We start from the raw sequence: 12416 nt of genomic DNA on the forward strand, positions 1-12416 counted from the left end.
CGACGCGCTGTGCCCCGTAGCACTTCGCCGGCATTCGCCAATATATAAGTCTATCTCAGAATTTGTTTAAAATGGCCAATAAAATAGAAGCAGCTTCCAAGCACGTGAAGGAAAATTTTTCGGATCGCCGAACTAGGTTTCTTCTATCGCTTCCTTCGTTGAGATCGGATAATAGCCGGCGACGGATAAATTATATTTTCCGCTTGAGAGACCGCCTTTTTTTCCGGAAAAAGAAACCCTCTTCCGAAGAATATCCTTTTCGGATCATTGATCCCTACGAGGTGTTCGGGGAAGATTTCCGCTTTAGCGAATGGACGCTGGTTGGGGACAATTGGCGTGCTACAGAGGATGTTAAACCTGTAGCCATTTTCTGGGGCTTCAATAACTGGAAATGGGGTTTTGTCAGCGATTACTTGGCTGACTATAGAGTCGTATTTGCGCCGCGTAAGATACTGTCCATACCGTCGCTTATCGCTCTAAGAAAGTTTCCTATCAAACCATCTGCGTTTTTCTTTTGGGGCTTTACAGAACCACGTATGGTTCGTTGGTATGCATCTACCCGGCATATCCCAACTTTCCGGATGGAAGACGGTTTTATCAGATCTGCCGCGCTGGGAGCCTCTCACGCGACTCCCTATTCGCTCATCGTTGATTCAAAGGGCCTGTATTATGATCCAAATCGGGAATCGGATATTGAGGCCATCCTGAATGAATACAATTTCTCTGACACGGAACTGGCTGCTGCAGAAGAGAGCCTCAATCTTATTCGTGCGTTGGACATCGCAAAGTACAATCCGCCTAGCTTTAATGGAGGTCAAGGCGGCGGCATAAAAATACGCAGGAAGATCGCAGTTATTGGTCAGGTGGACAATGACATGTCCATTCGCCTCGGCAATGTCGACAAGTGGACAATGATCGAGCTTATCAGACTTGCGAAGTTCGAAAATCCAGATGCGCAGATCGTGTACCGACCACACCCCGAAGTTTATAAGGGGTATCAGAAGAGCAAATTTCGCGCTCGTGTAGTTACGGCCATTTGCGAGATTGCTAATCCGGATGTCCCACTAGGGCAATTTCTAGGAACGGTCGATCATGTTTATACTATCACGTCGCTGTCGGGGTTGGAGGCGCTTTTGCGCGGTAAGAAGGTCACCGTCGTAGGCGCAGCATTCTATGCAGGGTGGGGGCTGACCGATGATCGAGTGAAGTTGCCCAGGCGGACACGACAGCGCAGCCTGATCGAGTTGTTCGCGGCGATATATCTTAAATATCCCAAATATTTGGCTGACTTGAACGATCCAGCGATTGGCATTCAGGCGGCGTGCTTGAAGATTAAAGCGGACTATGAAATTGGGCGCTTCCAACTGATCAAGTCGGGTGACTCAGAGCAGACCGCTGCCATGCGGGCGATTACAGCCTCCGCGCATTGGCCCCAATTGGTCTTCGGAACAAACAAAGATCTTGCCGGGCGCGATCTGCAGAAAATCATCGGCGGAATTGATTTCAGCGAGTTGTTCCTGAATCGACCGGGAGCTATTTTTCAGGCAACCCTTTTATATAGCATTTGCGGAATGTGTTCTGGGAATGCTGCCAGGAACGCATTTTTGAGTGCGGTGCGTGGCTTTGTCGACGCGGAGGTTTTCAACGAGCTGCTGCTCGACCTTAGCCATGCGTATCCCGGTGAATATGTGGCAAAGCAATTGGCATGGCTACTTGCCGAAGTCAAAAACCCTCGTGCGTCGGTGCAGGTACTGTCGGATGAACTCATCCGTAGTATTGAAATGAACCTTCGCATGGTCGAAGCCGAGGCGAGTGAGGAGTCATCACCTTCAGTCAAGGCGCCGTCTGCTCCTATACCGTTGACTGCCGAGCAGGCGGATCTGCTGTATGAGGTTTTTGATTACAGCATATCCATTCGCGACATCGATAGGGCAATAAAATCCGCAAAAAGGCTGCTGCTTGCCGGATATTATGTCCCGAAATTGATGCCAAAGATGGCACAGATTGCATCGTTGAAATTCGACAATGAGTCGGCCAAAATAATAGCGATGCTGAGCCATTATGGCGATTTGAATGGCATGATGGCGCTCCTGCAGGCTCGGTCGTATTCATCACAAGATATATCGAGAGACATTTTAGGGTTCATTACATTGCTGGCAAAGCTGATTTCACTTAAGCCGGATCGTGTAAATGATGCTATCTTCCTGATAAAAAAATTTCCAGAACTGTTTGATGAAGATAAATTCGAACGCATCCTTATCGGCATATTGATGTTGAATAGCAGGCGATCAATGGATCGTGTGCTTGGTTTGCTTGCGGTCGAGCGTCCTCATTTGGCGCTTAGCGCCATAGAAGGTCTGCTCGACAGTGGGGAAACGTCAGGCAACATTCGGATTGTTTATTCCCAGGCACTTTCTTATGCAGGGCGTCTTGGTGATGCGCTCGCAGTTATGGATAGAGCGCGTCAGGAACAAAAAATTAGCTCTACCTACAGGGAAACGCTGCGGCTGTATGTATTGGCGGGTATGTACGAAGAAGGCTATAAACTGGTTCTGGACGCACAGCGCCGGCGTATTGATCTTGGTGACATGCATCCGAGAAAGATATATTTCGGCTCACGGATGATTAAGGAGGCTTTCTTCACTTTTACCGAGCTTTCGTTAAAACGAACGGTGGAGACATATTATCCGGAAAAATATTTCCATTACGCTTCTCCGTGTGGCGTGCATGACAGTCTTTTCATGTTAGCCATATTCGGGCCTGGTGATGAGATTCGTTTCGCGAGCATCTATAATTTGTTACCACAAAAGCTGCAGCAAAAGGATATCTCGATCAGTTGCGATCCGCGCTTACAGGCGTTATTTTCGCGTTCGTTTAGGCACTTGCGGTTCGTGCCGGTCCCTCGTCCGAGGAACAGTGATCCGATTGACATCGAGGAGTATTCCAAGGTCCTTGGCTCTGATTTGATCGGGGTCATCAATAATACTGCAACGGAATCGATTGAGGCTGCCGACGGAGTGATGCTTGTGACGGACATGCTGCATGAATGCTTGCCCAACTACAAGGCATTCCCGGGCACGGCATATTTGAGACCCGATGTGCGCCGCGTAGCCGAATATCGTGACCGCTTGCCTACAGGTAGGCGCTTGGTTGGATTGAGTTGGCGTAGCAGTCTGACAACGCACTCTCGCAACGAACATTATTTGACGATAGAGGAACTGGAGCCTATTTTTAATATAGAGGGAATTCAGTTCGTCAATTTTCAATATGACGAATGTGAAGACGAGTTGGCGTGGGTTGAGTCGCTGTACCCGGGAAAGCTGATTAATTTTTCGGACTTGGATCAGTACAATGACCTGGACGGCGTCGCGGCACTAATGACGTGCATGGATTTGATGCTTGCGCCAGCGACTACGGTTGTCGAACTCGCCGGTGCGCTGGGTTGCCCCACCTGGATGTTCTCGAATTCTTCCGAGTTGCACTGGCGCCGAATTGACGGTCTCGGAACAGATGTTTGGCATAATAGTATCCGTCACATTGAGGGCTCCGTATTAGGGGATAAATCCACACTGGTGGCGGAAGTGCACAAGCGGTTGTCCGCATTTGCCACAGCACGTTCGGTAGAGGACGCAAGTTCGGCTATGTTGGAATCTGTAGTTACTAACCGGCTTGTTGCAGGCAATGGCGCCTGACAGCTCCAACGTGCTATTGACGACGTTCCCGGAGCATCGCTCCAGGAACGTGGGAGATTGTCTGATAACCGACTCGACGCTGTCGCTCATTAGGTCACGGGTTCCCCAATTTGACCCCGTGATTCTGTTTCGCGAAGAATCGTTAGATTCACTTAATGATGAGGTGGTCCGGAATATTATCGCTCCCGGATTCTCCGTTTCTAATGGAACTTATCCAAACCTTTTCCGACTATACGCGGACTTACAGAGGATGCCGGCTTTTTTCCCGATAGGATGTTCGCTGCAACATCCGTCGGCAGGCGCTAGCGTGGCGAGCGACTATTCGTACGATCGTCATACTTTGAATTTTTTGCGGTGGATTGCTTCGGAGTTCGGCCCGTTGCCGTGTCGTGATCATTTGATCGTGGATATATTGAGTCGCCATGGTATTTCGGCAGTTTATAGCGGGGACATGGCACTTTATGACGAAAAAAAAATAGGCTTGCCGTTCCAGCCCCCAGCTGCGATGAATTCGGTGGTATTCACAATTCCGCATCATGAACGATTCGTTCGGCAGGCGGCAGGCGTGTTAAATGCGATCGTGGCGTGCGCTAGTCAGGCGCGCCGGTATGTTGCGTTTCACAGCCTTCCGAATTCGCATTCCCGCCGCGTCGCCGAGCTGGCACTAGCGTTAGGATTCGAGGAATTGCATCTTTATGGGTCTGCGTGCAATTTGGATATCTACGATGACATTGACCTGCATATCGGCTATAGGCTGCACGGGCATATTGCGTTTCTACGGCGTCGGAAGGCATCGGTATTGTTAGTGGAGGATTTCCGGTCGTATGGATTTTCCCAGACATGGGGCACTTCCGTGGGGTGTTTTAACGCCTTTGGCTGTGGATCGATATCCGAAGATGAGGCTCTTCCTGCCGAAATTATACGATTTGTGAATCAGCAATTTGATGAGGAGTTCGACGATTATCGCCGGGTTTTTGACTCTATAGATAGCACTCACGCGGCCTTTGTTAAGCCATATTTCGACGACCTGGCGTCTAGACTTTGTTGAGCCATTTTATTAACTAACTGACTATATATTTATGCTTCGCGAAAAAACTATTCTGATTACTGGCGGAACCGGCTCCTTCGGCAACACTTTCGTGCCGATGACGCTGGCCAAGTACAACCCGAAGAAGGTGATCATCTTTTCCCGCGATGAAATGAAGCAGTGGGATATGGCCAGGAAGTTCCATGACGATCCCAGGGTTCGTTTTTTCATCGGCGACGTGCGAGATCGGGAACGTCTCTATCGAGCCTTGGACGGGGTGGATTACGTTGTACACGCAGCCGCGACCAAGATCGTTCCGACCGCCGAGTACAACCCCTTCGAGTGCGTAAAGACCAACGTCGATGGCGCGATGAATCTCATCGACGCGTGCATCGACAAGGGCGTCAAGCGCGTGGTGGCGCTGTCTACAGACAAGGCCAGCAGCCCCATCAATCTGTACGGCGCCACCAAGCTGGCATCGGACAAGTTGTTCGTCGCGGGCAATGCGTATTCCGGCGAACATGGCACGCGCTTTGCCGTGGTGCGGTACGGCAACGTGATGGGCTCGCGTGGCTCGGTGATCCCGTTTTTCATGTCGATCAAAGACAAGGGTGTGCTGCCCATCACCGACGAGCGCATGACGCGTTTCATGATTTCGCTGGAGCAGGGCGTTGAACTGGTCTGGCACGCTTTCGAAGATATGGTGGGAGGCGAAATCTACGTGAAGAAGATCCCGTCGATGAAGGTCACCGACCTGGCGCGTGTCGTTGCGCCGGAGGCCAGGCAAGAAGTCGTGGGCATTCGTCCTGGCGAAAAACTGCACGAGCAGATGATCGGCGCCGAGGATTCCTTCCATACGTACGAGTACCCCGAGCACTACAAAATCCTGCCCGCCATCAATGGCTGGTCGACGTCGCCCGAACGCATCAAGGACGGCAAGCGTGTGCCGGAAGGCTTTGTGTACGCGAGCGACAATAATTCCGATTGGATGAGCGATCAGCAGCTGCAGAACTGGATCGAGGTCAATCGCGAGAAGATCGGGAGTATCTGACCATGATTCCGTACGGCCGGCAGGACATTACCCAGGCGGATATTGATACGGTTGTTGGCGTGCTGAAATCGGATTTTCTGACTCAGGGGCCGAAAGTGCCTCAGTTTGAAAAACTGGTGGCTGAGCATGTTGGCGCCGAATACGCCTATGCGGTGAATAGCGCCACATCGGCGCTACACATCGCGTGCTTGGCGCTGGGCCTGGGGCCGGGCGATCGCTTGTGGACTACGCCTGTCACCTTTGTGGCGTCGGCCAATTGCGCGCTGTATTGCGGCGCCGAGGTCGATTTCGTCGACATTGACCCGCGCACGTATAACATCAGCGTCGAAGCGCTTAAGGTAAAACTGGAAGCTGCTCGGCAGGCCGGCCGGTTGCCCAAGGTGGTTGTGCCGGTGCATCTGTGCGGCCAACCCTGCGACATGGCGGCCATTCATGCTTTAGGCCAGGAGTACGGGTTCAAGATTATTGAAGATGCTTCCCATGCCATCGGCGGGAAGTACAAGGGTGAGTTTATCGGTAATTGCCGATATAGCGACATCACCGTATTCAGCTTTCATCCGGTGAAGATCATCACCACTGCTGAAGGCGGCATGGCGCTGACCAATAACAAGGACCTGGCCGATGCGATGGCGTTGCTGCGCAGTCATGGCATTACACGCGATCCAGCACTGATGACGCATGTGCCTGACGGGGGCTGGTACTATCAACAAATTGAGCTCGGTTTCAATTACCGCATGACCGAGCTCCAGGCCGCGCTTGGTGTCAGCCAGATGCAGCGCCTGGATGCATACGTCGCTCGGCGCCATGAGTTGGCACGTCGCTATGACGAGCTGCTCGCCGGCTTGCCACTGACCACGCCCTGGCAGCACGGCGATGGGTATTCAGGCTTGCATCTGTATGTGATTCGACTCGCGCTCGGCAAGATCCAGGCTACGCATCGGCAGGTGTTCGATTCCTTGAGAGAGCAAGGCATTGGCGTGAACCTGCACTACATCCCCGTCCATTTGCAGCCCTACTATCAAAAGATGGGTTTTAAACACGGCGATTTTGTTGAAGCCGAGCGCTATTATGCGGAGGCGATCAGTCTGCCGATGTTTCAGACCATGACGTTCGCCCAGCAGGATGAAGTGGTTGATGCTGTGCGCAAGGCGGTGCAATTGTGAAGCTGGCCGTCATTCCGGCAAGAGGGGGCAGCAAGCGTATTCCACGCAAGAACATTAGAGAATTCTGTGGAAAACCCATGCTGGCCTGGTCAGTCGAAGCCGCACTGCATAGTGGATGCTTCCACTCGGTGGTGGTTTCGACCGACGATCCGGAAATCGCTTCGGTGGCGCAGGCTAGCGGGGCGTTCGTGCCGTTCTTGCGGCCAGCCGACTTGTCGGACGATCATACTGGCACTATTCCGGTGGTACGCCATGCTATTCAATGGTTCCTCGATCAGGGCGAGTCGGTAGAGCAGGTGTGCTGCCTATATGCCACTGCACCGTTCGTGCGGGCGGCAGATCTTCAGCACGGTCTGCAGGTGTTGCTGGAGACTGGCGCGGATTACGCCTTTTCGGTCACCAGTTACGCATTTCCCATACAGCGGGCGCTGCGTATGTCCCCTGGTGGCCGCGTCGAGATGTTCAGTCCGGAGCATTTCACTACTCGTTCCCAAGATCTGGAAGAAGCATTCCATGACGCTGGCCAATTCTATTGGGGGCAGGCAGAGTCCTGGCTGCAGGGAAAAGTGATTTTCAGCCCCGCCGCGGCACCTGTGTTGCTGCCCCGGCATCGCGTCCAGGATATCGACACGCCTGAAGACTGGACGCGCGCCGAGTGGTTGTTCAGGGCCATGCGTGAGCAAGAAAGATGGGCATGAAAGTCGCATTCCGCACGGACGCATCGCTCAGCATTGGCACAGGCCATGTGATGAGATGTCTGACTCTGGCTCGTCTGCTGGCCGCGGGTGGCGCCCAATGCCGTTTCATCTGCCGGCCCCATGACGGCCACCTCGTCGACTACATCCGCGCAGAGGGGTTTGATGTTCGTAGCCTGCCGGTCAGTATTGGCAAGCCGTCTACGCTTCCAGCATTGGCGCACGCACATTGGTTGGGTTCCACCCAAGAGGATGATGCTGCTCAGACGTGCGAGCAATTATGTGATTTTTCCGCAGACTGGCTGGTGGTCGACCATTATGGCCTGGATCAGGAATGGGAACGGCGATTGCAATCTTCTGCGGCACGTCTGTTGGTGATCGATGATCTCGCTGACAGGCAGCATGTGTGCAATCTGTTGTTGGATCAGACGCTCGGGCGCAATCCAGACGACTATCAATCGCTGGTTCCGGCAGGTTGTATGGTGTTGGCGGGGCCCAAGTATGCGCTGCTGCGTCCGGAGTTCGCGCAGGCGCGGCGGGACAGTCTGCGGCGGCGTCGCACGGCCCGCGCTATCGGCCGTGTGCTGGTCACCTTGGGCGGCGTCGACCAGCACAATGCCACGGAAGCCGTACTGAATGTGCTGGATGGCGAAGGCGCGTTGCCCGATACATGCCAGATTACCGTAGTCATGGGAGCTGCCGCGCCTTGGCTCGATGCGGTCAAGGCCCGGGCGTCGTTGATGCGCAGGCCGACCGAGGTCGTCTTGAATGTGCGAGACATGGCACGCCGCATGGTGGACAGCGACCTGGCGATTGGCGCGGCAGGCAGCACCTCTTGGGAGCGGTGCTGCCTGGGACTGCCTACGGCTTTGCTTGTGCTGGCCGAGAATCAGCAGCCTAGCGCGCGCGCTCTGGGCGAAGCCGGGGCCGTGCGGCTCATTGGCGGCCCGCAGGACATCGCCCAACGCCTGCCCGGCATTCTGGCCGAGTTTTCTGACATGCGAGTCTTGCACGCGGCCAGCGATATGGCTAGCCGTGTGTGCGATGGCGCGGGCGCTGGCCGTGTGGCTGATTTGATGAAGGAGCGTTCGTGAATAGCGAAATCTGCCACGGCGATAGCGTGCGCCGGATGCGGGCGGACGACTTGGCGCGGGTGCTGGCCTGGCGCAATCATCCCCAGATTCGGCGCTTCATGTACACAACGCACGAAATCAGCCTGGAGGAGCATGCCGCCTGGTTCCAGCGCGCTTCGGCGGACGCCCGCAAACATTTGCTGATATTCGAAGCCGACGGCGTGCCTATGGGGTTCGCCAACTTGAACGTCGCCACCGCCGGGGCAATTGCCGAGTGGGGCTTCTACGTTGCGCCCGACGCGCCGCGCGGCACCGGCATGCGCCTGGGGCGTACCGTGCTCGCCCATGCATTCGGCCCGCTGGGCCTGCATAAGGTCTGCGGGGAAGCGCTGGAATTCAATGAACGGTCTATCAATTTCCATGGCCGCCTGGGGTTTCGCCAGGAAGGGGTGCTGCGTGATCAGCACTTCGATGGTGAAACGTATTGCTCAATTGTGGTGTTCGGCCTGTTGAGCCATGAATGGAAGCCTTTGTGAGTGAAACTATGAGCATTCCCCATATTTCCATTGCCGGTAGAAGAATTTCCCAGGAAGACCCGCCTTATGTGATTGCGGAGGTATCCGCCAACCATAACGGCCGTCTCGATGTGGCCCTGCGCCTGATCGACGAAGCAAAGAAGGCGGGCGCCGATGCGGTGAAGTTGCAGACTTACACTGCCGACACCATTACCCTGGACGCCGATACGGAGGATTTTCAGATCCGTGGCGGGCTGTGGGACGGCAAGACGCTATATCAGCTATACCAAGAAGCGCACATGCCCTGGGAATGGCACGAGCCTCTCTTCGAGCATGCGCGTAAAGTCGGCATACCGATTTTCAGTTCGCCGTTCGATCGTACAGCTGCCGATTTGTTGGACAGCCTGAATGCTCCGGCATTCAAGATTGCGTCGTTCGAGGCGGTGGACTTGCCGCTGATCCGCTATGTGGCCGGCAAGGGCAAGCCCATGATCATTTCCACCGGCATGGCAGATGATGAAGAGATCCAGGAAGCCATCGACGCCGCCCGTTCCGGCGGTTGCACACAGCTTGCCATCTTGCACTGCGTCAGCGGCTATCCCGCGCCGGCCCAGGATTACAACTTGCGAACGGTGCCCGACATGATCCAGCGTTTCGGTCTGGTGACCGGGTTGTCGGACCATACGCTGGACAATACCACTGCTGTAACCAGCGTGGCGCTGGGTGCATCGCTGATCGAAAAGCATTTCACTTTGGATCGCAGTGGTGGCGGACCGGATGATAGTTTTTCTCTGGAGCCGGCGGACCTGGCGGCACTTTGCCGGGACAGTCGGACGGCATGGCAGGCACTGGGTAAGGTTGATTATGGCCGCAAGTCCAGCGAACAGGGCAATGCGCAGTTTCGTCGTTCGCTGTATTTCGTCAAACCGCTACAAGCGGGTGAAACTATCACTGAGGATGCCGTGCGTAGCGTGCGCCCCGGCTTTGGGTTGCCACCCAAGCAATTGGATGACGTCGTCGGGCGCAAGGTAGGCCGTGATATCGCGGCCAATACCCCTGTGCGTGCGCAAGATTTGCGGGATTAGCTCGGCAATATGCTGAAGTCCGTGCCTCCGACGTCCTCGGACCTATGATCGGGATCTTCTCCAGGCGCATGGCTGCCCAATTGTGCGTACGGGTTTTGTTGCGGGCGGATGTGCGCCGCCTGCACGTGTGGCACTGGCTGGTGCCTGCACGCGATGTGGATGCGATTGCCGGCTGGGGCTTGCGACCTACCACGCGCTGGCCGCGCGCTTACGCCATGCGGAAGTCCTTGCCGTACGTTGCGCTTGAGGACGGCTTCCTGCGTTCTTATGCGCCGGGCCAACGCGCGCCGTCATTGTCGTTGGTGGTGGACGGCGACGGCATTTACTATGCGGCCGGTAGCGGCAGTTCTCTAGAAACTCTGCTGAATTCCGATGCTGACTTGCTGCACGGCATCGAAGATGCGTGCGCTCGAGCGCGTGATTTAATTTGCCGGGCGCAGTTGGGCAAGTACAACGCTGCGCCGTCGTTGCCAGCCGGAATGTTGGGCGCCGGAGACCGAGGCCGGGTGCTGGTAGTTGATCAGACAGTTGGTGACGCAGCAATTGTGCATGGTGGCGCCAACGCCGCGACGTTCGAACGTATGCTCGCCGCTGCTCTGAACGAGAATCCCGGCGCCACGGTCTACATCAAGACGCATCCGGAGGTCGGTGGCGGAGCGAAGCAGGGCTACTATTCATCATTGGCTCCCATGGCTCGGGTGGTTCTGATAACCGAACCCGTTAGTCCCATGAGCCTGGTGTCACACATGGACCGGGTCTATGTCGCCACGTCTCACCTGGGTTTCGAGGCATTGCTGGCTGGGAAGCCTGTCACCTGCTTCGGCACTCCATGGTATGCGGGTTGGGGAGTTACCGAAGATCGCCAGGCTTGTGCGCACCGCATGCGCCGCCGCTCTGTGCAGGAATTGTTTGCCGCGGCGTATTTCCACTACAGCCGCTATCTGGATCCGACCACGCACGGCGAGGGCAGTATTTTTCATGCCATCGATTGGCTGACACGCCAGAAGCTCATGGCTGAGCATATGCAGGGTCGCTCCATCGCAGTCGGCTTCCGCCGTTGGAAGGCACGGCATGTGCGCGAATTTTTGGGACTGGATGCTAGCCGGGTGCATTTTGTGCGCAATGCTCGCGCGGCCGCGCGGCTGGCGCCCGGTCCGCAGGATCGCCTGGTGGTCTGGGGGAACGATTCTGTCGATCAGGTGCGATGTCTGGCCCGGCGAGTAGGGGCCAAGTTGCTGCGTATGGAAGATGGTTTCTTGCGTTCTGTGGGCTTGGGGTCCGATTTCGTGCCGCCTTTGTCACTGGTGTTGGACGGCAGCGGCATGTATTTCGATCCGCGTGAGCCCAGCGATCTCGAAAACCTCCTGAATCAGCACGCGTTCAGTGTTGCCGACCTGTGCAGGGCTCGCGCCATTCGGCAGTCGATTACCGACCTGGGGCTGACGAAGTACAACATTGAGCAACGCCGTGCACCGGAATGGCGAGCGAAGGGCAAACGCATCATCCTGGTGCCAGGGCAAGTGGAAGACGATGCCTCGATTCGCTACGGTTGTGGCGAAGTGCGTAGCAATCTGGGTTTGCTTCAGGCGACTCGCGCAGAACATCCTGAGGCATATATCGTGTATAAGCCGCATCCCGATGTGCGAGCCCGTAATCGAGCCGGCCGAATGCATCTGAGCCGGGCCATGCAATACGCAGACGAGGTCGAGCTGTCTTGCTCCGTGGTGAGTTGCATCGAGGCTTGCGATGAAGTGCACACCATGACTTCGCTGACGGGTTTTGACGCGCTGCTAAGGAATAAGCGGGTGGTGGTGTATGGTCGCCCGTTCTATGCGGGCTGGGGGCTGACCATAGACAAGCTGCCCATGGCCCGCCGCACCCGCACACTGAACTTGGATGAGTTAGTGGCCGGTACGCTTCTGCACTACCCCTTGTACTGGGACCCGGTACTGAAAGGCTACACCACTTGTGAGGCCACCATCAATCAGCTGGTCCGCCAGCGCAACGCCATTATCGCCGCACGCGGCGAGCACGCGCTCTTGATGAGCGCGGCTTATCGATTATGGCGCAAAGTATGGTTGTGGCTGCAGTGCGGTTTTATCGTGAAGTTCTAAG

At 55.4% G+C, this 12416-nt stretch carries 9 protein-coding genes; all 9 read left to right on the top strand.

Annotated features, from left to right (window positions below; genetic code table 11):
• The first annotated feature begins 71 nt into the window (after window positions 1-71).
• The 9 genes from BPET_RS25485 to BPET_RS11680 are packed head-to-tail and all read left to right on the top strand — an operon-like array spanning window position 72 to window position 12415.
• A complete protein-coding gene (locus BPET_RS25485) occupies window positions 72-3692 on the top strand; it encodes a capsular polysaccharide export protein, LipB/KpsS family (RefSeq protein WP_012249211.1) in 3621 nt (1206 codons plus the stop codon).
• Window positions 3682-4740, top strand: coding sequence for a polysaccharide pyruvyl transferase family protein (locus BPET_RS26615; RefSeq protein ID WP_012249212.1), 1059 nt, complete (start codon window positions 3682-3684; stop codon window positions 4738-4740). Before BPET_RS25485 ends, BPET_RS26615 begins: the two co-directional genes overlap by 11 nt.
• 31 nt (window positions 4741-4771) lie before the next feature.
• Complete coding sequence (gene pseB, locus BPET_RS11650; protein ID WP_012249213.1) at window positions 4772-5770, top strand: UDP-N-acetylglucosamine 4,6-dehydratase (inverting); 999 nt, start codon at window positions 4772-4774, stop codon at window positions 5768-5770.
• A 2-nt stretch (window positions 5771-5772) separates the two neighbouring features.
• On the top strand, window positions 5773-6933 hold the full coding sequence (gene pseC / locus BPET_RS11655; RefSeq protein WP_012249214.1) for a UDP-4-amino-4,6-dideoxy-N-acetyl-beta-L-altrosamine transaminase: 1161 nt from the start codon (window positions 5773-5775) through the stop codon (window positions 6931-6933).
• A complete protein-coding gene (gene pseF / locus BPET_RS11660; protein ID WP_041862867.1) occupies window positions 6930-7631 on the top strand; it encodes a pseudaminic acid cytidylyltransferase in 702 nt (233 codons plus the stop codon). Before pseC ends, pseF begins: the two co-directional genes overlap by 4 nt.
• Complete coding sequence (gene pseG / locus BPET_RS11665; RefSeq protein ID WP_151208958.1) at window positions 7628-8722, top strand: UDP-2,4-diacetamido-2,4,6-trideoxy-beta-L-altropyranose hydrolase; 1095 nt, start codon at window positions 7628-7630, stop codon at window positions 8720-8722. The genes pseF and pseG overlap by 4 nt, the downstream gene beginning before the upstream one ends.
• On the top strand, window positions 8719-9237 hold the full coding sequence (pseH, locus tag BPET_RS11670) for a UDP-4-amino-4,6-dideoxy-N-acetyl-beta-L-altrosamine N-acetyltransferase (protein ID WP_197535841.1): 519 nt from the start codon (window positions 8719-8721) through the stop codon (window positions 9235-9237). Before pseG ends, pseH begins: the two co-directional genes overlap by 4 nt.
• Window positions 9222-10301 carry a pseudaminic acid synthase gene (pseI, locus tag BPET_RS11675; protein WP_231852684.1) on the top strand — a complete coding sequence of 360 codons (1080 nt, stop codon included), beginning with the start codon at window positions 9222-9224 and terminating at the stop codon, window positions 10299-10301. Before pseH ends, pseI begins: the two co-directional genes overlap by 16 nt.
• A 44-nt stretch (window positions 10302-10345) precedes the next feature.
• The gene (locus BPET_RS11680) at window positions 10346-12415 is read left to right on the top strand and encodes a capsular polysaccharide biosynthesis protein (RefSeq protein WP_012249219.1); all 2070 of its coding nucleotides are present in this window, start codon (window positions 10346-10348) and stop codon (window positions 12413-12415) included.
• Window position 12416: the final 1 nt, after the last annotated feature.

Source organism: Bordetella petrii, from assembly GCF_000067205.1.
Classification (GTDB): domain Bacteria; phylum Pseudomonadota; class Gammaproteobacteria; order Burkholderiales; family Burkholderiaceae_B; genus Bordetella_A; species Bordetella_A petrii.

Coding starts and splice junctions, on each gene's coding strand:
- BPET_RS25485 (WP_012249211.1), top strand. CDS start 72: ATGGCCAATAAAATAGAAGCAGCTTCCAAGCACGTGAAGGAAAATTTT.
- BPET_RS26615 (WP_012249212.1), top strand. CDS start 3,682: ATGGCGCCTGACAGCTCCAACGTGCTATTGACGACGTTCCCGGAGCAT.
- pseB (WP_012249213.1), top strand. CDS start 4,772: ATGCTTCGCGAAAAAACTATTCTGATTACTGGCGGAACCGGCTCCTTC.
- pseC (WP_012249214.1), top strand. CDS start 5,773: ATGATTCCGTACGGCCGGCAGGACATTACCCAGGCGGATATTGATACG.
- pseG (WP_151208958.1), top strand. CDS start 7,628: ATGAAAGTCGCATTCCGCACGGACGCATCGCTCAGCATTGGCACAGGC.
- pseI (WP_231852684.1), top strand. CDS start 9,222: ATGGAAGCCTTTGTGAGTGAAACTATGAGCATTCCCCATATTTCCATT.
- BPET_RS11680 (WP_012249219.1), top strand. CDS start 10,346: ATGATCGGGATCTTCTCCAGGCGCATGGCTGCCCAATTGTGCGTACGG.